We start from the raw sequence: 21198 nt of genomic DNA, 5'->3' as shown, positions 1-21198 counted from the left end.
TGGAACCACGAAGTAGTGGCCTCCCCCGTGCAGGGAGGCCACTACGTCACGGATCGAGCGTGATTGTGCGCCGGCGTGCCGGGTCGGTCAGGGCGTCTTGGCGGCGACCACGACCGCGTTCGGCGGGGTGTCCGGCACGGTACGCGCGGCGAGCCGCCGGACGGCCGTGTTCAGCACGGCGATCAGCGGTACGGCGACCAGCGCGCCGGTGATGCCGGCGAGCACGACGCCCGCCGCGATCCCGATGATCACCGCGAGCGGGTGGATGGCCACCGCCCGGCCCATGATGAGCGGCTGGAGCACGTGCCCCTCCAGCTGCTGCACACCGATCACCGCGCCGAGGATGATCAGCGCGGTCACCGGGCCGCTGTCGACGAGCGCCACGAGCACCGCCACGCCGCCGGAGAGGGTGGCGCCGACGATCGGGATGAAGGAGCTGAGGAACACCAGGGCGGCGAGCGGGAAGGCGAACGGGATGTCGAAGATGATCAGGAAGATCCCGATGCCGACCGCGTCGATGAAGGCCACCAGCACCGTCGCCCGGACGTACGCACCGAGCGTGGACCAGGAGGCCCGGCCCGCGTCGTCGACCTTCCACCGGGCGGCGACCGGCAGCAGCCGGACCAGGAAACGCCAGATGTTGTTGCCGTCACGCAGGAAGAAGAACGTCGCGAAGAGCACCAGGACCGCGCCGGTCAGCACCTCGGCCAGCGTCGCCGCGGTGGAGAGCGCGCCGCTGGTGAACCGCTCGGTGTTGTTGTTGACCCACTGCTCGGCCTCGTTGATGTAGCGGTCGAGCTGGCCGTCGTTCATGTGCAGCGGGCCGTTCTTGAGCCAGTCCTGGATCTGGCGCACGCCCTCGGAGGACTTCTCGCTCAGCTCCGGCACGCCCTGGATGAACTCGTTCACTACTGCGGTGAGCGTGCCGACAACCCCGGCCAGGCCACCGACCAGCACCACCGCCGTCGCCAGGGACCTCGGCAGGCGGGCCCGGAGCAGCCACCCGACGGCCGGTGCCAGCAGCGCCGACAGCAGCAGCGCGATCGCCAGCGGAATGATGACGATGCTGATCCGCCCGACGATCTGCAGCAGCGCCCAGAAGACCACGCCGATCACGATCAGCCGCCAGGACCAGGCGGCGGAGATCCGCAGCGCGTGGGGAACGTCCGCGTCGTCCCGGCTGGAGGTGGAGTTGTGCACCGCGGCCGACTGTTCCGCGCCGACGACGGTCGCCGACGACGGGGCCACCGGGCCCGGGGAGACCGGCGAGGCGACGGCCGGCGTCTCCGGACGGTCGGCGTGGTCGGCACGGCCGGCGCGGACCGAATCGCGACCGGACTCGTACGCACGGCGGAGCCGACCGCGTGCCCGCTCGAAACGGCTCAAGCGCACCTCCTGACAGAAGAAACGGACCGTGACGGGGTCAGTCGGACAGGATACGCCCGACCCCGCACACCGTAGGGCAGTTCGGCCACACATTGCCCCCGTCCACCGGCACGTAACCACTCGCGGACGGGCACGGTACCGTCTGCGGCGTGACCGCCGACGACAAGAGCCTGCCGATCCGCCTGCTGCACGACCGTGTGCTGGTGCGGATGGAGGGCAGCGAGGGTGAGCGCCGCTCCAGCGCCGGCATCGTGATCCCGGCGACCGCCGCCGTGGGCAAGCGGCTCGCCTGGGCGACCGCGGTGGGAGTGGGCCCGAACGTCCGCGCCATCGTCTCCGGCGACCGGGTGCTCTTCGACCCCGACGACCGCTCCGAGGTCGAGCTGCACGGCCGCGGCTACGTGCTGCTGCGCGAGCGCGACGTGCACGCCGTGGCCGCCGAACGCATCGAGAACGACTCCACCGGCCTGTACCTCTGACCCACCCCGGCGCCGTCGGCGTCGTTTGCACCGCTCCCCGCCGGGAAGCCAGCTCCACCACCGGCCTGGGGAGGGACGATGCCGGATTGGATAAGGAAGCTGCTGTTCTGGGGATTCATCGCGTTCCTGATCTACTTCATGGCCTTCCGGCCGGAGGGCGCGGCGGAGATGTTCGGGGCGATCGGCGCCGGTCTCCTGGCGCTGTTCCAGGGCCTCGGTGACTTCCTCACCAGCCTGATGACCTGAGTACCGGCCGGATCGGGGACGACGGCGGGGATCAGGGGCGGCCGGGCGGCCAGGGCGCCGCCGGGCCGGGCCCGTACCAGCCGGGTGGGCCGTAGCCGGTCGGGAAGGCCGGCGGGGGCGGCGGCGCGAGCACCACCGGAATCGGCACCACCGGTTCGTCCGGCGCCTCGACGGTCCGCTGCGAGCCGTCCGGGAACCGCAGGTGGTAGCGCTGCCCGTCCCACGTGCCGGCCGGCACCTGCGGGTCCCGGCCGACGAAGAACGCCCGGTAGCCGCTGATCGCGTCGAGCAGCTCGCGCTCCTCCACCGCGGCCCGTTCCCGGTCGGCGGGCCGGTTGTCCAGGCCGCGCCGCATCCCGTCGCGCAGCAGCGCCAACCGGGTCGCGGCGAACTGGTAGCCCCGCATCGCCTTCAGCCCGGCGTCGCCGCCGACCCGCTTGGCCCACACCCGTGCCGCGTGCCGCCGCCCGAGGCTGCTCAGCGCGGCCACCTCCGGCGGAGTGAGCCAACCGGCCCGGACGTAGTCGGGCAGGATGCGTTCGGTGAGCCGCCCCTCCCAGGCCCGCAGCCACACCGCCAGGCCGACCATGCCGAAGAAGATCGGCACCATCACGCCGATGAACCCGTAGAGCAGGATCAGCGTCTCGCCGGTGGCCTGGGTCAGCGTCGGCAGCAGGTTCCACGTGCCGTGCAGCATCATCGCCAGCAGCAGGCCGGCGACCGGGGCGAGCACCCGCACCCGGCGGTCGGCGGCACGCGCGGCGATGCCCAGCCCGACGCCGGTCATCGCGGTGAAGAGCGGGTGGGCGAAGCCGAAGAGCAGGATCCGCACGATGAAGATGGCGATGACCTGCTGGGTGCCGGTCGCCGGGCCGTACCGCTCCACGCCGGTGGCGTAGCCGTACCCGCCCAGGTAGAGGATGTTCTCCACCATGGCGAACCCGATCGCGGAGAGCCCGCAGTAGACCAGGGCGTCGGTGATGCCGGAGATCTCCCGGCGCCGGAAGATCAGCAGCAGGATCGGCCCGAGGGCCTTGGTCAGCTCCTCGATGAAGGGTGCGACCAGCACCCCGGTCAGCGCCGTGGGCAGCCCCAGCTCCTCGAACCGTTCCGCCGAGAAGTTGTTGACGGTCAGCGAGGCGGCGGTGGAGACGAACGCGCCCCACGCGAAGCAGAAGATCAGGTACTTCAGTGGCTCCGGCTCGTACCGGTCGAGCCACAGGAAGCAGGCCACCAGCACCGGAACCGGCAGGATCGATGCGACCAGGCCGATCAGCAGTGCCTCGACGCCGAGGCTCTCCCCGAGCCGGAACAGCATGAACACGGCGCAGGCCGCGATCAGCAGGACCACACCGGCCAGCACCACGAAGCGTCGCCAGCCCAGCCGGCGCGTCGGCATCCGCACGGCCGGCCCGCCCGGCGGTGGGGCGTCGGGAGTGGTCGGCGACGGCGGCTGGGGCGCGCCGGACGGGGTGTCGGCCATGCGGTCAGCGTAGTCACACCGAGCCGGCCCGGCCCGCCGCATCGGTCGCGGTATGCTGCCGGCAGGTCACGAGCGCCAGCGTCAAGCCCCGGCTTGCTGGCCGGCAACCCTCGTCGAGGTTCGCGGTGGGGTGCCCCGGGTGATGACCGGGCCCGGCCCGTTCCGTGTGCTGGGCAAGCGCGGACCCCGCCCGTGTGCCCACCCGGGGTCCCTGGACCCGGAGGTCTCGCACATGACCGTCACTCTCGTACCCCCGCTCCCGGCGCGCGTCGCGTGGACCGCGCCGGCCACCCCGGCCCCGGGGCCCCTGGACGTCCTCGGTGTGCCCGGTCAGATCAACCTGGACTACGCGGCCACCGCGCCCTGCGCGCGGGCGGCGGCGGACGCGGTGGCCGAGCTCCTTCCCTGGTACGGGAGCGTGCACCGCGGCGCCGGGGCGCTGTCGCGGCGCTGCACCCTCGCCTACGAGCGGGCCCGGCAGACCGTCGGTGACTTCTTCGGTGCCCGCGTCGACGACCACGTGGTGTTCACCCGGAACACCACCGACGCGCTCAACCTGCTGGCCCGCGCGCTGCCCGCCGGCACGACGGTGGTGACGTTCGGCGGGGAGCACCACGCCAACCTGCTGCCGTGGCCCCGGGGTTCGGTCCGGCTGCCGGTGCCCGACTCGCCCGCCGGTGCGGTACGCGCGCTGGACGCCGCCCTCACCGAGCTGCGCCGGGGCGGCCCGGCCGGCAGCCACCGACCGCCGGTGCTGGTCGCGGTGACCGGGGCGGGCAACGTGACCGGGGAGTGCTGGCCGGTGGCCGCGCTGGCCCGGGTGGCCCGGCGGCACGGCGCCCGGATCGCGGTGGACGCCGCCCAGCTCGCCCCGCACGCGCCGGTGGACGTGACCGCCCTGGACGTGGACTACCTGGCCGTCTCCGGCCACAAGCTGTACGCACCGTTCGGCGCCGGCCTGCTGCTCGGGCGGGCGGACTGGCTGGACGCCGCCCCGCCGTACCTGGCCGGTGGGGGCGCCACCAGCCACGTCGGCGCGGCCACCCACGACGTCCGGTGGGCCACCGGCCCGGCACGGCACGAGGCGGGCACCCCGAACCTGCTCGGCGCGGTGGCCCTGGCGGCGGTGTGCGCCGCGTTCGCCGAGGCGGACCGGGTCGCGGTGCACCGGGCCGAGCAGGCCCTGCTGGCCCGGCTGCGGGACGGCCTCGCGGCGCTGCCCCACGTGGTCGAGCTGCGCGCGTTCGGCCCCTCGGCCCCCCGGGTGGGGATCGTGTCGTTCGTGGTGGCCGGCCGCGACTCCGCGCAGGTGGCGGCCGGACTGGCCCGGGACCACGCGATCGGCGTACGGGACGGGCTGTTCTGCGCCCACCCGCTGGCCCGACGACTGCTCGCCGAGGCGGCGGCGCGCAGCGGACGGCGGGACCTGCCGGCCACCGCCCTGCGGGCCAGCATCGGCCTGGGCAGCACGGCCGGGCACGTGGACCGGCTCCTCGCCGCGCTCGGCGACCTGGGCTGAACCGGACGGCCGGCCTCAGCCGACGGGCGGGGCGACAGGTGGTTTCGGAGCGCTCTCCGGCTCGGCCTGCCCGCCCGGCTGGGGCCGGTCGCCGAAGGACTGCCGGACCAGCCGGTTCGCCTCCTCCTGGCTGAGGCCGGAGGCGACCAGCAGGTCACTCGCGGTGGTACGCACCTGCGCGATGACGACGTTGCCGGAGAACCCGACCCCCTCGTTGTACGCCCGACCGGCCTCGCTGACCGCCCGCAGCGACCGCTCCCGGGCCTTCTCCGGTTCCTCACCGACGGCGAACTCGTGCTTGAGCAGGCGTACCGACTCGGCGAGGTGGGCCACCGCGTCCGGCATCGGCTCCGGGATCGCCTCCTCGTCCTCGATGAGGGTCACCGCCCGGCGGATCAGGGTGCCGGAGTTCCGCATCGCCCGGTCGATCGGCTCGGCCGCCTGGCCGTAGTGGGTGAGTTCGTCGCGGCGGTGCCATCGGGCCGGCGAGAGCATCGCGGTCTCCTTCGCCCCCTCGATCGCCTCGGTGAAGGTGGCCAGCTCCTCCTTGTTGTTCCGCAGCCGTTCCAGGGCCTGCTGCACCCTGTCCCGGTCCCGTTCGCGCAGGCCTTCCGCGGCGATGTCCAGCTGGGCGGCGAGCAGGTCCAGCGCCGGGCGCGCGGCCCGGTTGATCACGCGTATCGGGTGCAGTGGCAGCAGCACGGCGGTGACCAGCAGGGCGATGCCGCCACCGACGAAGGCGTCGACGAACCGGGGTATCTCCAGGTTCTGGGTCGACGGGCTGAGCGTGACGATCAGTACCGCGGTCGCCGCGGCCTGGATGACGATGGCGACGCTCGCGCCGGCGAAGACGGTCAGGATGATCGCCGTGGAGACCACCAGGCCGAGCTGCCACGCGCCGGTGCCCAGCAGGAAGATGAGGAAGTCGCCGACCGCCACCCCGACCGCGACGCCGACGATCAGCTCGACCGTACGCCGGAACCGCTGGCCGACCGAGACGGCGAGCGTGCCGACCGCGGAGATCGGCGCGAACACCGGCTGCGGGTTGCCGAGGAGCTCGTGGGCCGCGAGCCAGGACAGGCCGGCGGCGAGGCCGGCCTGGACGGCCAGCCCCATCGACAACCGCACGCGGTGCAGCCGGTCGTGCAGGGTGGCGCGGCCCCGGTGCCGGATCTGCTCCAGCGCACCGGAGATCCGGGCGCCGTCGATGTCGCGTGCGCCATTGCGCAGTCCCATCCGTCGCATCAGCGAGTGTCGGCGCTCCCGGGCCACGGCCATGGCCGGGACTACCCGCGCCAGGTGCGGTGAATCGCGCCGACGGCTCCCCCTTTCCGACGAAATGGGAGAGGCGGCAGACTCGGCGGCGTGGTGGACCTGACCGAGCGGTGGCGGGCGGCGGCCCGGGACGCGGGGGCGACCGATCCGGCGGCGGTGGCCGCCGCCGGGGACGACCTGTTCGCCCGCTGGAGCGAGCCGCACCGGCACCACCACACGGTCGCGCACCTGTCCGCCGTGCTGGACGTCGTCGACGCGTACGCCCCGCTGGCCCGGCGTCCGGACCTGGTCCGGCTCGCGGCCTGGTGCCACGACGCGGTCTACGACCCGAGGGCGGCGGGCGACGCCAACGAACGGGACAGCGCCGCGCTGGCCGGCGCGCTGCTCGGTCCGTGCGGTCTGCCGGCCGCCGCCGTGGCCGAGGTCCGCCGCCTGGTGCTGCTCACCGCCGGTCACGCCGTCGACCCGGCCGACGCCGACGGCGCGCTGCTCTGCGACGCCGACCTGGCCGTCCTCGCCGGCACACCAGAGGTGTACGACCGCTACGCCGCCGCGATCCGCGCGGAGTACGCCCACGTGCCCGACCCGGCCTTCCGCGCCGGCCGCGCCGACGTGCTCCGCGCCCTGCTCGCCCTTCCCGCTCTGTACCACCTGCCGGGTCCCGCCCGCCGCTGGGAAGGAAGGGCCCGCGCCAACCTGACGCGAGAGCTGACCACGCTCGCCGGGTGACGACGGAGAACGGGCTACGCGAGGTGTTTGGGGCGACGGAGGCCGGAGCGACGCAGCAGCGCCACCAGGTCGCGGCTCGGAACCACCTGGGCACCGAGCCAGACCGCCATCGCGAAGCGCTCGGCCGGGATGTCGTAGTGGTCCCGGTCGAAGGCCCGGCGGGACACGCCCAGCGCCTCGGCGAAGGCGTGCAGCTCGGCCGGGGAGACGTCGCTGATCAGGTGCGACCAGAGCCGCCCGCGCCAGGGCCACGCCGGCCGGTCGACATAGATCACGCCGGCCAATCTAGCCCGGCCCGCGACCGTTTGATGATCACATGGTGGCGACCGTAGCCTTCCCCGCATGGCTGGTACCCCCCTCCTCGACGAGCTGCGCGCCGCTCTCGGCGACGACGCCGTGCTGACCGACCCCGACCTGCTCCGGATGCACGAGCGGGACGAGGCCGACCTCTGCGCGTCCGGCACGCCGCTGGTGGTCACCCGCCCACGGACGACCGCACAGGTCGTCGCAGTGGTGCGGGCGGCGGCGCGGCACGGCGTACCGGTGGTGCCGCAGGGGGCGCGGACCGGGCTGGCCGGCGCGGCGAACGCGGTCGACGGCGCGGTGGTGCTCAGCACGGTCGCGATGGACGGGATCCTGGAGATCGACCCGGTGAGCCGGATCGCGGTGGTCCAGCCGGGCGTGGTCAACGCGACGCTCGCCGCCGCCGTCGCGAAGCAGGGCCTCTGGTACCCGCCGGACCCCGGCTCCTGGGAGTCGTCCACCATCGGCGGCAACGTCTCCACCAACGCGGGCGGCATGTGCTGCGTCAAGTACGGCGTCACCACCGAGTACGTGCTGGGCCTGGAGGTGGTGCTGGCCGACGGTGCGGTGCTGCGCACCGGCCGACGTACCGCCAAGGGCGTGGCGGGCTACGACCTGACCCGTCTGTTCGTCGGCTCCGAGGGGACCCTCGGGGTGGTCACCGAGGTGACCGTCGCCCTGCGGCCCGCCCCGGCGGAGTCGTTGACCATGGTCGCCGTCTTCCCGTCCACCGCCGCGGCCGGCGCGGCGGTCGCCGAGATCGCCGCGCAGGGCCTCTCCCCCAGCCTGCTGGAGCTGCTCGACCAGACCCACCTGCGGGCGATCGAGGCGTACCGGCCGATGGGCCTGCGCACCGACGCGCAGGCGCTGCTGCTGGCCGCGGTCGACACCGGCTCCCGGGCGGCGGACGACCTGGTCGGCCTGACCCGGGTCTGCGAGGAGGCGGGCGCCGACGAGGTCTACGCGGCCACCGACGCGGTCGAGGCCGCGGCGCTGTTGCAGGCCCGCCGGCTCGCCCATCCGGCGATGGAGAGGTACGCGGCCGAGACGTACCCGGACGGCACCGGCGGGCTGGTCATCGACGACGTGGCGGTGCCCCGGGGATCACTGGCCGCCCTCCTCGACGGCGTGGCCCGGATCGCGGCGGAGTGCGAGGTGCCCATCGGCGTCGTGGGGCACGCCGGGGACGGCAACATGCACCCGAACATCGTGGTGGACCGGGCCGACCCGACGAGCCTGGAGCGGGGCCGGCGGGCGTTCGACGAGATCATGCAGCTGGGCCTGGACCTGGGCGGCACCTGCACCGGAGAGCACGGCGTCGGCCTGCTCAAGCGGGACTGGCTGGCCCGGGAGATCGGCCCGGTCGGCGTCCGGGTGCACCGGGCGATCAAGGCGGCGCTCGATCCGGACGGGCTGTTCAACCCGGGCAAGGTGCTCTGACGGGACCGCTCAGGCGGCGGGCTCGGCCGGCGTCGCCTGGGTGAGCAGCAGCAGGATCTCGTACGCGATCGGCGGCTTCTCCTCACCCGGGCAGTCCTGCGAGGTGATCAACCCGACCGCGGTGACCAGGCTCGACGTGAGCGCGTCGATGCAGCTCACCCGGTACTGCCGGGCCTGATCGGTCTCCTTCGCCAGCCCCGGGTCGGCGAGCAGGTCCTGCAGCCGCTTCACCTGTTCCCCGTCGAGGGCGCCGGTCGACGTGACGCCGTCCCCGGCGCAGTCGGCACACTCCCACCGGCCGTCCGCGTGCACGTCGAGGCTCCGCAGCGGGCCGTCGTCGCCGACCTTCTGCAACAGGCTGACCCGACCCTTCTCGGCGGTGGGCGCGCCGGGCAGCCCGGACCGGGGAGCCGCCGACCCGTCCGCGCGGGGTGCTCCGCCGGCGTCGGCGCCGCAGCCGGCGAGCACGATCGCGGCCAGCACGGCTACGGACAAATGGACCGGACGGGACAAGAAAGGGGGAACCACGCGCCGCAACTTACCCCACCGTAGGTAGCGCTCGGAACCGGCCGACCGGACGGGCATCGATGATGGACGGTCTCTCGGACCATCGGTCAGCGGGAGGATGACGGAAGTTCAGCCGGATCTCCGTCACCACGGTCGGCCGCGAATCCGCGCACGTCCGGCGCACCCAGTCGGGCCGCGTCCGCCGTGGCGTCGTCCGGCATCAGCTGGGACTGCCGCTCGGCCTCCACCCGGGCCCGGTAGTGCTCCACCTCGCGGGCCCGCGTCGCCGCGTCCCACCCGAGCACCGCGCCCATCAGCTCGGCGGTGTGCTCGGCGGAGTCCAGGCCCCGGTGGGCGGTCTCGAACGAGATCCGGGTACGCCGGGTCAGCACGTCCTCCAGGTGCAGCGCCCCCTCGGCGCGGGTCGCGTACGTCACCTCGGCGGCCAGGTACTCCGGGGCGCCGGCCAGCGGGGAGGACTGCAGCGGATCGGCGTCGATCAGGGCGAGCAGGTCCCGGGTGAGGGTGCCGTACCGCTCCAGCAGGTGCTCCACCACCCCGACCGGCAAGCCGTGCCGGCGGGCCAGGTCGGCCCGGTCCCGCCACATGGACGCGTACCCGTCGGCGCCGAGCAGCGGCAGGTCGGCGGTCCGCGACGGGCGGACCACGCCGAGGCGGTGTGCGGCCCGGTCGACCACGTCCGAGGCCATCACCCGGTACGTCGTGTACTTGCCGCCGGCCACCAGCAGCAGGCCGAGCATGGGCTCGAAGACCGCGTGCTCCCGGGACAGCTTCGAGGTGGAGTCGGCCTCGCCGGCCAGCAGCGGCCGTAGGCCCGCGTACACGCCCTCGATGTCGGCGGTGGTGAGCGGCCGGTCGAGCACCGTGTTGACCTGGTCGAGCAGGTACTCGATGTCGCGGGCCGAGGCGGCCGGGTGGGAGCGGTCCAGCCGCCAGTCGGTGTCCGTGGTGCCGATGATCCAGTGCCCGCCCCAGGGGATGACGAAGAGCACACTGGTCGCGGTACGCAGGATCAGGCCGGCCTCGCCGGTGATCGCCGAGCGGGGCACGACGAGGTGGACGCCCTTCGAGGCCCGCACCCGGATGCCGGGGCGCAGCCCCACGTCGTTGAGCATCCGCGACATGTCGTCGCTCCACACGCCGGTGGCGCCGACGACCACGCGGGCGCGTACCTCGAACTCGGCCTCGGAGCCGGCGGGCGCCTCCAGGTCGCGGACCCGGACGCCGGTGACCTCGCGGGCCTGCCGGATCAGCCCGACGGCACGGGTGCTGGTGACCACGGTCGCCCCGAGGCTGGCCGCCGTCCGGGCCAGCGTGACCACCAGCCGGGCGTCGTCGACCTGCCCGTCGTAATAGCGGATCGCACCGGCCAGCGTGTCGGGGCGCAGGCTGGGGAAGATCCGCCGGGCACCCTCGCGGGTCAGGTGGCGGTGCAGCGGCATGCCGCGACCACCGCCGAAGATGCCCGCGAAGGCGTCGTACGCGGCCACGCCGGCCCCGTAGTAGGAGCGGCGGAACAGCCGGGCCGGGAGGTCCCGGACGCCGCTGCCGGCGGGCAGCGGAACCAGGATCGGCACCGGCCGGACCAGGTGCGGTGCGAGCCGGGTGGCCAGCAGGCCGCGCTCGGTCAGCGCCTCGTGCACCAGGTGGAACTCCAGCTGCTCCAGGTAGCGCAGGCCGCCGTGAATGAGCTTGCTGGACCGGCTGGAGGTGCCGGCGGCGTAGTCACGCGCCTCGACCAGGGCCACCTTGAGCCCTCGGGAGGCGGCATCCAGGGCGGCGCCCGCCCCGGTCACACCGCCGCCGATGATCAGGACGTCGAAGCGCTCCGCCCGGAGTCGGCGCAGGTCGGCGGCACGCCGCTCGGGCGAGAGCTGGCCGGCCACGGACCGGGACACGTTGGGGTCACGCACGGTTCCACGGTAGCGGTCGTGGCCGTCGGTCGGCATGTACCCTCCGCGCCGTACTGTCGGGGCATGGAGATCGGCCCACCGTTTCCCCCCGGTCGACCCGTTCACCCCGCCCCGCCCCGTCCGGGTCCGTGGGCGGTGGTGGCGGCCGTGTTCACCGGGTTGTGGATCGTCGGATTCACCGTGGTCTCCCAGTTCGGCGGGTGGCTGACCGACCAGGTGCTGCTCGCCTCGGGCCTGAACCGGGCGGTCTGGCTGTGGCCGGTGGTGGCGCTGGCCACGGTGCTGCTGGCCGGCACGCCCGCACTGGCGTTGGCGCTGGTGCCGCGCTCGGCGGCGGTCCGCACCACGGGCCGGGTCTGGTTGGCCGGGGTGCTCGTGCTGGGGCTGCTCGGGCTGCTCCGAGCCCTCCCCCCGGTCCACCACGAGGCGTACCTCGCGACCCTCGCCGGTACCGCCGCCCTGGCCGCCCTCGCCGTACGCCGGCTGGCCCCCGCCCGTCCGGGCCGCCACGCGGGACGGCGGCCGGGGACGGTCACGCTGCTCGGGGTGGCCGCCGGCCTGGCCCTGCTGCTGCCGTGGGTGTGGGTGGGCGCGCTCGGCGGACTGCTGGAGACCCTGCTCGCCGTCCTCGCGGCGGCGGCGGTCGGCGCGCTGGCCGCCGCGCTGCTGGACGACGCGTTCTGGTCGGCGTTCGCGGTCGGCTCGCCACCCCGGCCGGCGCGGCTGGTGCTGGTCGGCGGACTGGTCGCCGGGGTGGCTTTGCTGCTGGTCGGAGCCGGCGTCGGCCAGTCCGGCGCACACCTGCCGCTGCTGGTGACCATGCCGCCGGCCGGCTTCGCGCTGGCCGCCCTGGCCGCCGCCGGCCGCCGCACGTCGCCCGGCGCCCGGACCGGGGCCGGCTGGCTGGTCGGGCTCGGCGTGTTCGGTCCGCTGGCGTTCACCGACCCCGAGGAGATCAGCGTCGTCCTGGTCAACACCCGCGACGTGCCGTACTGGGTCGCGGTCGCCGCCGGCGCCGGGCTCGCCGTCGCGGTCGTGCTCGCCGTCGCGTACGGAGTGCTGCTCGCCCGTCCCCACGGCGGCGTGCCGCGTCGGCGGGTGGCCGGGGTGACCGCCGCGGTCCTGCTGGCCACCGTCGGGGTGGTCGCGGTCGGGCTCGGCCAGCCCGGCCTGCACGGCGAACGGTTACTGGTGGTGCTGCGGGACCAGGCGGACCTGAGCGGCCTCCCCACCGCGCCGGGCAAGGCGGGGCGGGACGTGCGGGCGACCGAGGTGTACCGGCGGCTCGTGGAGACCGCCGGGAGGACGCAGGCCGACCTGCGCCGGGACCTGCGCCGGCTGCGACTCGACCACACCCCGTACTACCTGGTCAACGCGGTCGAGGTGGACGGCGGCCCGGCGGTACGCGCCTGGCTGGCCAACCGGCCCGAGGTGGCCCGCGTGCTGGTCAGCCAGCGGGTACGGCCGCTGCCCGCGCCGGCCGGCGTGACCCGGGGCGACGCCCCCGCGCCGACCGGACCGGAGTGGAACATCCGCCTGATCGGCGCGAACCGGGTCTGGTCGGAGCTGGGGGTGACCGGCACCGGCGTGACCGTGGGCAGTTCCGACTCGGGGGTGGACGGCCGGCATCCGGCCCTGGCCGAGGGTTTCCGGGGCGGCGACGACTCCTGGTACGACCCGTGGGACGCCACCCGCTTCCCCACCGACCAGGGCGGCCACGGCACCCACACGGTCGGCAGCGCGGTGGGCCGCGAGGGCGTCGGGGTGGCCCCCGGCGCCGGCTGGGTGGGCTGCGTCAACCTCGACCGCAACCTGGGCAACCCGGCGTACTACCTGGACTGCCTCCAGTTCATGCTCGCGCCGTTCCCGGCCGGCGGGGACCCGTTCACCGACGGTCGCCCCGCCCGCGCGCCGGAGATCCTCACCAACTCGTGGGGCTGCCCGGCGATCGAGGGCTGCGACCCGGGCGTGCTCCGGCCGGCCGCCGCCGCGCTCGACGCCGCCGGGATCATGGTCGTCGCGGCGGCCGGCAACACCGGACCCACCTGTGGCTCGCTCGACGACCCGCCCGCGCCGTACGCGGACGTGCTCACCGTGGGCGCGGTGGACGACCGGCGCCGGGTGGCCAGCTTCTCGTCACGGGGACCGGCACCGGACGGGGCCGCCAAGCCGGACCTGGTCGCACCCGGCGAGGAGATCGTCTCCGCGATGCCCGGGGGCGGGTACGGATCGCTCAGCGGAACCTCCATGGCGACCCCCCAGGTGGCGGGCGTGGTGGCGCTGATGTGGTCGGCGAACCCGGCGCTGGTCGGGGACCTGGACCGGACCCGGCGGATCCTCGCCGAGACCGCGACACCCGCGGTGGCGCCGACGGACACCTGCGGCGACGCACGGAACGTCGTCGGCGCCGGTCTGGTCGACGCGTACGCCGCCGTCCAGGCCGCCCAGCGGTAAGGAAGGGGTAAGGAAGGGGTAAGGAAGGGCCCCCTCTTAACGCCTGGTGAGGTGGAAGGGCCCCTTCTTAACAGGTGGCCTCCGGTGCTCTAGGGTCGGCGACCATGGACGCGGAGATCATCGTCACCGAGCTGGCCGCCGACCGCGTGCCGGACGTGGTGGAGCTGTGCCGGCGGGCGCTGGACCTGCCCGAGGACGCGGCGGAGGCGGAGGTCCTGGTCGACACGCTGTGGGTCCGGGCACGCGCGGACCGGCCGGTGGTGGCGCTCGGCGCGTTCCGGGGTGCAGAGCTGGTAGGGACGCTGGTCTGCTCGGTCTCCGGGCGGGACACCCGACTCGGGCACGTCGACCTGGTGGCGGTGGACCCGGCGTACCGCCGGCGCGGCGCGGGGCGGGCGCTGCTGTCGTACGCCGAGCGGACGCTCGCCGGGCTGGGCGCAACCGAGGTGCTGCTCGCCGGCAACCCGCCCTGGTACGGCTGGCCCGGTGTCGACGTGCGCTACACCCCGGCGGTGTGCGCCGCGCTGGCGCTCGGCTACACGCAGGACCGTACGGCCTGGAACATGACCGCCGACCTGTCGTACGACGCCTCGCCGGCCCTGCGCCCGACGGAGGCCGCGGAGGCGCGGCTGGCCGGCCAGGGCGTGTCGGTACGGCGCGCGGAGCCGGCGGACCTGCCGGCGCTGGCGGCCTTCGCCCGCGCCACCTTCGGCGGTTCCTGGGACGAGGAGCTGGCCGGGTCGGTCGGCCGTGACCGGGCGGGTTGCCACCTGGCGGAACGCGAGGGCGAGCTGCTCGGTTTCGCGGCCTGGGGGTCGTCCCGGCCCAGCTGGTTCGGCCCGATGGGCACGGCGCCGGAGGCCGAGGGTTCGGGGATCGGCGGGGTGCTGCTGCGGCGCTGCCTGGCCGACCAGCGGGAGGCGGGAATCGACACCGCGCAGATCGGCTGGGTGGGGCCGGTGCCGTTCTACTCGGGCAGCGCGGGCGCCCGGATCGAGCGGGTCTTCTTCCTGTACCGGAGGACGCTCGGAGATCAGTAAGGGGCGAATGGGATATAGACTCCGATAGCGTCATTCGCCCGCATGCGTCATGGACGGCCCCTACCGTTCTGGTAGAGGAGGCTTCCATGACCACGGACGACGAACTGCCCGGCCCGTTGCCGTTCGACCGACTCGACTTCGGCGACGCCGAGCAGCGGGCGGAGATGACCGGCGCCGACGAACCGGCCGACGAACCGGTCACGCCGGTGGACGAACCGGTCCAGATCCGGCAGCCGTACGACCGGGCACACAAGCGGCGCAACCAGCGACCCCTGCCGACGTGACGGGCTGAGCCGTCGCACGTCGCTCCTAAGGCGGTGCCACCGGGGACAGGGAAAGGGGCGGACCGCTGACGCGGCCCGCCCCTTCCGGCGTTTCAGAAACCTGGACTCAGAAGTCCATGTCCCCGCCACCCGGACCAGCCGGGGCGGCCGGGGTCTTCTCCGGCTTGTCCGCCACGACGGCCTCGGTGGTGAGGAAGAGCGCCGCGATCGACGCCGCGTTCTGCAGCGCAGAACGGGTCACCTTGGCCGGGTCGATGATGCCCGCGGCCAGCAGGTCCACGTACTCGCCGTTGGCGGCGTTGAGGCCGTGGCCCGCCTCGAGGTTACGGACCTTCTCCACCACGACGCCGCCCTCGAGGCCGGCGTTGACGGCGATCTGCCGCAGCGGGGCGTCCAGCGCGATCCGGACGATCTGCGCACCGGTCGCCTCGTCACCGGCGAGGTCCAGCTTGTCGAAGGCGGTCTTGCCGGCCTGCACCAGCGCGACGCCACCACCCGGGACGATGCCCTCCTCGACGGCGGCCTTCGCGTTGCGAACGGCGTCCTCGATGCGGTGCTTGCGCTCCTTGAGCTCGACCTCGGTGGCCGCGCCGACCTTGATCACCGCAACACCGCCGGCCAGCTTGGCCAGGCGCTCCTGCAGCTTCTCGCGGTCGTAGTCGGAGTCGCTCTTGTCGATCTCGGCCCGGATCTGGTTGACCCGGCCCTGGATCTGCTCGGCGTCACCGGCACCGTCGACGATGGTGGTCTCGTCCTTGGTCACCACGACCTTGCGAGCCCGGCCCAGCATGTCGACGCTGACGGCGTCCAGCTTGAGGCCGACCTCCTCGCTGATGACCTGGCCACCGGTGAGGATGGCGATGTCGGTCAGCATGGCCTTGCGGCGGTCACCGAAGCCCGGCGCCTTGACGGCGACCGACTTGAAGGTGCCCCGGACCTTGTTGACCACCAGGGTGGCCAGGGCCTCGCCCTCCAGGTCCTCGGCGATGATCAGCAGCGGCTTGCCGCCCTGCATGACCTTCTCCAGGATCGGGAGCAGGTCCTTCACCGACGAGATCTTGCTGTTGACGATCAGGATGTACGGGTCGTCGAAGACGGCCTCCATACGCTCCGGGTCGGTCATGAAGTACGCGGAGATGTAGCCCTTGTCGAAGCGCATACCCTCGGTGAGCTCCAGCTCCAGCCCGAAGGTGTTGCTCTCCTCGACGGTGATGACGCCTTCCTTGCCGACCTTGTCCATCGCCTCGGCGATGATCTCGCCGACGGTGTTGTCACCGGCGGAGATGGAGGCGGTGGAGGCGATCTGCTCCTTGGTCTCGACGTCCTTGGCGAGCTTCAGCAGCTCCTCCGAGACGCTGGCCACGGCCGCCTCGATGCCCCGCTTCAGGGCCATCGGGTTGGCGCCGGCGGCCACGTTGCGCAGGCCCTCACGGACCAGGGCCTGGGCCAGGACGGTCGCCGTCGTCGTGCCGTCACCGGCGACGTCGTCGGTCTTCTTCGCGACCTCCTTGACCAGCTCGGCGCCGATCTTCTCGTACGGGTCCTCGAGCTCGATCTCCTTGGCGATGCTCACACCATCGTTGGTGATGGTGGGGGCACCCCACTTCTTCTCGAGCACGACGTTGCGGCCCTTGGGGCCGAGCGTCACCTTCACGGCGTCGGCGAGCTGGTTCATGCCCCGCTCGAGGCCGCGGCGCGCCTCTTCGTCGAACGCGATCATCTTGGCCATACGGCGTTGTCCTCCTGGACACTCACGGGCCACCCGAGTGTGTGTCCCGGATGGGCCGCCTGGTGTACGCACCTTGGGGACGTCGCCACCTGGCGACGACGACGTCTCCTCGGCCGGGCCGGATAGCCCGCGACGACCGGCCATGTGCCGCACCAGCGACTGGGCGCCGTTGCGACCGTGGCCCTACCGCCCCGACCATTGGCACTCACAGTACGCGAGTGCCAATGACTTGTTTAGCACTCTCCCCTGCCGAGTGCAAGCACGAGTGGCCCGGTCAGCCGAGTTCCGCGGCAAGTCGCGCGGCGTTCACCGGGCCCTCGCAGGCCCGCTGCTCGGCGTACGTGACGATCAGGCCGACGAGTTGGGCGAGGTAAGCCGGCAGCGCCAGCACGGCACCGATCAGGCTCACCACGACGATCCCCACCGCCGTACCGGGCGAATCCAGCGGAGTTCTGCCGAACGGCAGCCCGCCGACCGTCTCGACGATCCCGGCCACCACGGACACGCCCACGATGGCCGCCGCGACCAGCGCCACCCGCCCCAGCACCAGCCCGAACCGCTCGTGGAACATCCGGAACGCGCGGCCGATCGGGTTCTGCCGCTCGAAGAGGTAGACCGGCCCGGTCAGGCTCAACGCGAACAAGAGGTAGACGCCGGGCAGGAGGCAGAAGCAGACACCGATCCCGACCAGCACGCCCGTCAGCAGGCTCCACCCCCACAGACCCAGGGCCCGGCGGAGGCCGTGGCGCCACGCCCCGCCCAGGCTCACCGGCTCGCCGGCCGCCTGGCGGGCAACCACCCAGGTGCCCGCCGCCCAGCCGACGGCCTGGACCAGGCCGAAGATCACCAACCCACCGACGAGTACGCCGACCATCGCCGCCAGGTCGGTGAGGAAGGTGTCCGGAAGCCCGTCGGGGTTGTCGGCCAGCTCGGCGTCCCACCGCGCGGTCGGGTCGACCGCCAGCGAGAGCAGGGAGATCAGCGCCGCCGGCAGCGCCTGGGTGAGGAGCAGGATCGGCACCAGCAGGGGCCAGCCGCGTCGCACCGCGCCGACGCACCGCGCCCACCATCCACCCACGCCCGCTCCGGGCGGGTTGACCAGGGGGTCGTTCGGCTCAGAGCCGGGCGGGAACCACCCGCCGGGGTACGCCGGGGCCGGCCAGGCCGCCGGACCACCCGGATACCAGGGCTGGCCGGTGGCGTACGCGCCGTGCGGGCCGGGCGGTGGGGCGCCGAACGCACCGGGAGGCGGACCCACGGCCGGATCCCACGGCGGGGGCGGCGGGCCGGGCTGCGGCGCGGTGGGGTCACCCGTCGGCCGCGCCGAGGGGTCGGGGTCCCCCGGGGCGGGGGACGGAGTGGCCGGGGGCTGCTGGTCGGACAAAGAACCCTCCTCAGCGACAGCTGGAACGGTTCATGATCCTCCTCGGTGCGTACTCCCACCGCAGCCCCGGCCCGGCCGGGGTGTGCCCGTGGTCGGCGCTCGGGAGGGACGGTCGCCGGTCAGGCGATGACGCGCACCCGCTCCGCCTGGGGGCCCTTCTGGCCCTGGGCGATCTCGAACTCCACCCGCTGGCCGTCGTCCAGCGCCTTGTAGCCGTCCATCTCGATGGCGGAGAAGTGGACGAAGACGTCCTGTCCGCCGTCGACGGCGATGAAGCCGTAGCCCTTTTCGGAGTTGAACCACTTCACGGTGCCCTGTGCCACGGTGCACTTCCTCACTCTGCACGGCATTCCACGACCCGGGACCCGGCACGCCGGCTCCGGAGGACCACCGTTCGGCGATCGGCGACGGCCGCTGAATCGGTGACCGGAATCGCACGCTACACGAGGGGTGACGGCCGCGCACGACCACAAATCGGGCGCATTCCGTGCGATCGGCATCGTCGTCCGTCGCTGTGGTAGGCATGCGCTCATGACAACCGGTCCCGGGGTGCCCAGCGCGACGCGGATGCCGTCCCGACGGGACACCGTCGGGTGGCCCCTCCCCGGACGGGCGCCGGTCCGGCGGGTCCACCCCCGGGACGCCGCCCGGATGCGGGCGCTGCGGCTGGAGATGCTGGCCGACGCGCCGCTGGCCTTCCTGGAGACCATCGCTGAGGCCGCCGCCCGGCCGCACGCCGAGTACGCCGCCCGGATCGCGTACGCATCGGCGGGCACGGCGAACGCCCAGTTCGTGGCGGACCCGGGAGGCCGCCTCGTCGGGCACGCAGGGGGCACCGCGACGCCGGACGAGCCGGGCCTGACCGTCGTGTACGCCGTCTACCTCACCCCGGCCTGGCGGGGCACCGGCCTGCTCGGCGACCTGGTGGACGCGGTGGCGCGGTGGTCACGCGCGTGCGGACGGCCGGAGCTGATGCTGGAGGTCGTGGTCGGCAACGAGCGGGCCTACCGCGCCTACCAGCGGCTGGGCTTCGTGGACACCGGCGTACGCGTTCCGCACCCGAAGATCCCCACGCTCACCGAACTCCAGATGCGCCGCCCGGCCTGAGCTGTTGTTAAGAAGGGGCCCCTCCTCTACGCGAGGCGTTAAGAAGGGGCCCTTCCTTTCACCGCGTCAGGCGTGGCGGCGGCTCTGGACGACCCGGAAGCGGTTGGCCACGTAGGCGCCGTCGGTGAGGGCCGAGTTGGCCGCCGGGTTGGCGCCGCTGCCGTGGAAGTCGGAGAAGGCCGCCGACTGGTTCACGAACACACCGCCGGTCAGGTTGCAGGACAGGTGCACCCCGACCTCGATGGCCGTCGCCTCGGCGGCGTCGAGGACCGCCTCGTCGGTGGAGTAGACCGCCGCGGTGAGGGCGCCCTTCTCACCGACCGTCGAGCGCAGGATCTCCAGGCTGTGCGCGGTGGAGTCGGTCGCGATGGCGAAGGAGATCGGCCCGAACCACTCCCGCGAGTAGGTGGCGGTGTCGTCGGCGGCGAGCTTGACGATCGTCGGCGTACGCACCACGGCACCCGGGAAGGCCGGGTGCTCGACCGTCCGCGACTCCAGCACCGGCTCGCCGACCTTGGTGATCTCGTCGAGCCGCTCCAGCACCCCGTCGTTGACGATCGCGCCGGTCAGTTCGACGCCGCGGGCCGGGTCGGCGGTGAGCTTCCCGACCGCCGCCGCGATGCCCTCCGCCACCTCGTCGAAGCTCTTGTGCCCCTGGTCGGTCTCGATGCCGCCGGAGGGGATCAGGATGTTCTGCGAGGTGGTGCACATCTGGCCGCTGTACAGGGTCAGCGTGAAGCCGAGGTTGCGGCACATGCCGGCGAAGTCGTCGGTGGAGTCGACCACGACGGTGTTGAGCCCGGCCTTCTCCGTGTAGACGGCGGCCTGCCGCGCGTTGGCCTCCAGCCAGTCGCCGTACTCGGTGGAACCGGTGAAGTCGACGATCCGCACGGACGGGTGCACGGCCAGGGTCGAGGCGAGCGTCTCGCCGGGAGCCTCGGCCGCGAGCAGCACCAGGTTCGGGTCGAAGCCGGCCTCCGCGAGCACCTCCCGGGCGTAGCGCACGGTGATCGCGAGTGGCAGCACCGCGCGCGGGTGCGGCTTCACGACCACCGGGTTACCGGTGACCAGCGAGGCGAAGAGCCCCGGGTACGAGTTCCAGGTCGGGAAGGTGTTGCAGCCGACCACCAGGGCGACGCCCCGGGGGACCACGTGGAACGTCTTGGTCATCCGCAGCGGCTCGCCCTTGCCGGCGGCCTTCTCCCAGCCGGCCGTGCCGGGGTGGCGGGTCATCTCCGCGTACGCGTAGGCGACCGCCTCCAGCGCGCGGTCCAGGGCGTGCGCGCCGCCGGCCTGGAAGGCCATCACGAACGCCTGGCCGCTGGTGAACTGCACGGCGTTGGCCAGCTCGAAGATGTGCTTGTGCAGCCGGTCGAGGATCTCCAGGCAGACCCCCGCGCGGGCCTGCGGGCCGGCGTCGCGCCAGGCGGGCAGGGCGGCGGTCGCGGCGCCGACGAGCTGGTCGGCGGCGGCGTGCGGGTACCGCACGCCCAGGTCCAGGCCGAACGGGCTGGACTCGGTGGCGACCGTGCCGCCGTCACCGGGCTGGTCGAGGGGGAAGTCGCCGTTCAGGTACGCCTCGAAGGCGGCCTTCCCGTCGGCGGCCGCGGTCTCGCCGTACACGCGCGGGCTGGGTGACTCGGGGTAGGCGGACCAGTACCCCCGCTCCGTGATCGCGGTCAGCGCGCGGTTGAGGGTCTCGGCGTGCCTGTCGTACAGGGGGTGCGGGGTCTCCGTCATGCCCGCCATCATGCAACAGAAAGCCCCCAGATCAGTAGAGCAGTGTCACAACTTTGATCGTCCGTCACAGGTGCCGGTGGCCGGCGCGGCGGCCCGGCGTAGGCGGCGGCCCACCGGGTATCCCCGCGGCCGGTCGACAGGGACGGGCGGTGCGGGTTG

19 protein-coding genes and 1 riboswitch are annotated in these 21198 nt (G+C 73.6%); of the genes, 9 read left to right on the top strand and 10 right to left on the bottom strand.

From position 1 onward, the window contains the following. Positions 1-87 precede the first annotated feature (87 nt). A complete protein-coding gene (locus ACTMSW_RS14780) occupies positions 88-1386 on the bottom strand; it encodes an AI-2E family transporter (protein WP_441181180.1) in 1299 nt (432 codons plus the stop codon). A gap of 149 nt (positions 1387-1535) precedes the next feature. On the opposite strand from ACTMSW_RS14780, the gene ACTMSW_RS14775 reads away from it, so the two are divergent. Next, entirely contained in the window at positions 1536-1865 is a 330-nt protein-coding gene (locus ACTMSW_RS14775; protein ID WP_441181179.1) for a GroES family chaperonin, read from the top strand. A 78-nt stretch (positions 1866-1943) separates the two neighbouring features. Continuing rightward, a complete protein-coding gene (locus ACTMSW_RS14770) occupies positions 1944-2111 on the top strand; it encodes a hypothetical protein (RefSeq protein WP_357038098.1) in 168 nt (55 codons plus the stop codon). A 31-nt stretch (positions 2112-2142) separates the two neighbouring features. Here the strand turns inward: ACTMSW_RS14770 and ACTMSW_RS14765 are convergent, their stop codons facing one another. After that, positions 2143-3636, bottom strand: coding sequence for a PrsW family intramembrane metalloprotease (locus tag ACTMSW_RS14765; protein WP_441181178.1), 1494 nt, complete (start codon positions 3634-3636; stop codon positions 2143-2145). Between the two features lie 22 nt (positions 3637-3658). Continuing rightward, positions 3659-3780, top strand: a riboswitch (SAM riboswitch). Between the two features lie 46 nt (positions 3781-3826). Here ACTMSW_RS14765 and ACTMSW_RS14760 point away from each other — a divergent pair. After that, complete coding sequence (locus tag ACTMSW_RS14760; RefSeq protein ID WP_441181177.1) at positions 3827-5113, top strand: aminotransferase class V-fold PLP-dependent enzyme; 1287 nt, start codon at positions 3827-3829, stop codon at positions 5111-5113. A gap of 15 nt (positions 5114-5128) precedes the next feature. Here the strand turns inward: ACTMSW_RS14760 and ACTMSW_RS14755 are convergent, their stop codons facing one another. Further along, on the bottom strand, positions 5129-6358 hold the full coding sequence (locus ACTMSW_RS14755; protein ID WP_441181176.1) for an FUSC family protein: 1230 nt from the start codon (positions 6356-6358) through the stop codon (positions 5129-5131). A 120-nt stretch (positions 6359-6478) separates the two neighbouring features. On the opposite strand from ACTMSW_RS14755, the gene ACTMSW_RS14750 reads away from it, so the two are divergent. Beyond that, a complete protein-coding gene (locus ACTMSW_RS14750; RefSeq protein WP_441181175.1) occupies positions 6479-7117 on the top strand; it encodes an HD domain-containing protein in 639 nt (212 codons plus the stop codon). Between the two features lie 14 nt (positions 7118-7131). On the opposite strand, the gene ACTMSW_RS14745 is transcribed toward ACTMSW_RS14750, so the two are convergent. Beyond that, the gene (locus ACTMSW_RS14745; protein WP_441181174.1) at positions 7132-7392 is read right to left on the bottom strand and encodes a DUF4031 domain-containing protein; all 261 of its coding nucleotides are present in this window, start codon (positions 7390-7392) and stop codon (positions 7132-7134) included. A gap of 67 nt (positions 7393-7459) precedes the next feature. On the opposite strand from ACTMSW_RS14745, the gene ACTMSW_RS14740 reads away from it, so the two are divergent. After that, positions 7460-8860 carry an FAD-binding oxidoreductase gene (locus ACTMSW_RS14740; protein ID WP_441181173.1) on the top strand — a complete coding sequence of 467 codons (1401 nt, stop codon included), beginning with the start codon at positions 7460-7462 and terminating at the stop codon, positions 8858-8860. A gap of 9 nt (positions 8861-8869) precedes the next feature. Here ACTMSW_RS14740 and ACTMSW_RS14735 read toward each other — a convergent pair whose 3' ends face one another. Both ACTMSW_RS14735 and ACTMSW_RS14730 read right to left on the bottom strand, forming a co-directional pair. Next, a complete protein-coding gene (locus tag ACTMSW_RS14735; RefSeq protein WP_441181172.1) occupies positions 8870-9355 on the bottom strand; it encodes a hypothetical protein in 486 nt (161 codons plus the stop codon). A 119-nt stretch (positions 9356-9474) separates the two neighbouring features. Then, positions 9475-11286 (bottom strand): glycerol-3-phosphate dehydrogenase/oxidase, encoded by a 1812-nt coding sequence (locus ACTMSW_RS14730; protein WP_441181445.1) that lies wholly within the window; start codon positions 11284-11286, stop codon positions 9475-9477. Between the two features lie 78 nt (positions 11287-11364). On the opposite strand from ACTMSW_RS14730, the gene ACTMSW_RS14725 reads away from it, so the two are divergent. From ACTMSW_RS14725 to ACTMSW_RS14715, 3 genes are all read left to right on the top strand, one after another. Beyond that, entirely contained in the window at positions 11365-13755 is a 2391-nt protein-coding gene (locus ACTMSW_RS14725) for a S8 family serine peptidase (protein ID WP_441181171.1), read from the top strand. Positions 13756-13859: 104 nt separating this feature from the next. Then, positions 13860-14795: a GNAT family N-acetyltransferase gene (locus ACTMSW_RS14720; protein WP_441181170.1), complete on the top strand. Its 936-nt coding sequence runs from the start codon at positions 13860-13862 to the stop codon at positions 14793-14795. 86 nt (positions 14796-14881) lie between these two features. After that, positions 14882-15079 (top strand): hypothetical protein, encoded by a 198-nt coding sequence (locus ACTMSW_RS14715; RefSeq protein WP_441181169.1) that lies wholly within the window; start codon positions 14882-14884, stop codon positions 15077-15079. A gap of 106 nt (positions 15080-15185) precedes the next feature. Here the strand turns inward: ACTMSW_RS14715 and groL are convergent, their stop codons facing one another. From groL to ACTMSW_RS14700, 3 genes are all read right to left on the bottom strand, one after another. Further along, positions 15186-16808, bottom strand: coding sequence for a chaperonin GroEL (groL, locus tag ACTMSW_RS14710; RefSeq protein WP_441181168.1), 1623 nt, complete (start codon positions 16806-16808; stop codon positions 15186-15188). 274 nt (positions 16809-17082) lie between these two features. Beyond that, the gene (locus ACTMSW_RS14705; RefSeq protein ID WP_441181167.1) at positions 17083-18066 is read right to left on the bottom strand and encodes a hypothetical protein; all 984 of its coding nucleotides are present in this window, start codon (positions 18064-18066) and stop codon (positions 17083-17085) included. Between the two features lie 245 nt (positions 18067-18311). Next, the gene (locus tag ACTMSW_RS14700; protein WP_067305333.1) at positions 18312-18515 is read right to left on the bottom strand and encodes a cold-shock protein; all 204 of its coding nucleotides are present in this window, start codon (positions 18513-18515) and stop codon (positions 18312-18314) included. A gap of 244 nt (positions 18516-18759) precedes the next feature. On the opposite strand from ACTMSW_RS14700, the gene ACTMSW_RS14695 reads away from it, so the two are divergent. Then, entirely contained in the window at positions 18760-19299 is a 540-nt protein-coding gene (locus tag ACTMSW_RS14695; RefSeq protein WP_441181444.1) for an N-acetyltransferase family protein, read from the top strand. A 66-nt stretch (positions 19300-19365) separates the two neighbouring features. On the opposite strand, the gene paaN is transcribed toward ACTMSW_RS14695, so the two are convergent. Further along, complete coding sequence (paaN, locus tag ACTMSW_RS14690; RefSeq protein WP_441181166.1) at positions 19366-21039, bottom strand: phenylacetic acid degradation protein PaaN; 1674 nt, start codon at positions 21037-21039, stop codon at positions 19366-19368. Positions 21040-21198 lie beyond the last annotated feature (159 nt).

This window comes from Micromonospora sp. BQ11 (assembly GCF_052068135.1).
GTDB lineage: Bacteria > Actinomycetota > Actinomycetes > Mycobacteriales > Micromonosporaceae > Micromonospora.
This window is presented reverse-complemented; position numbering and strand designations above follow the sequence as displayed.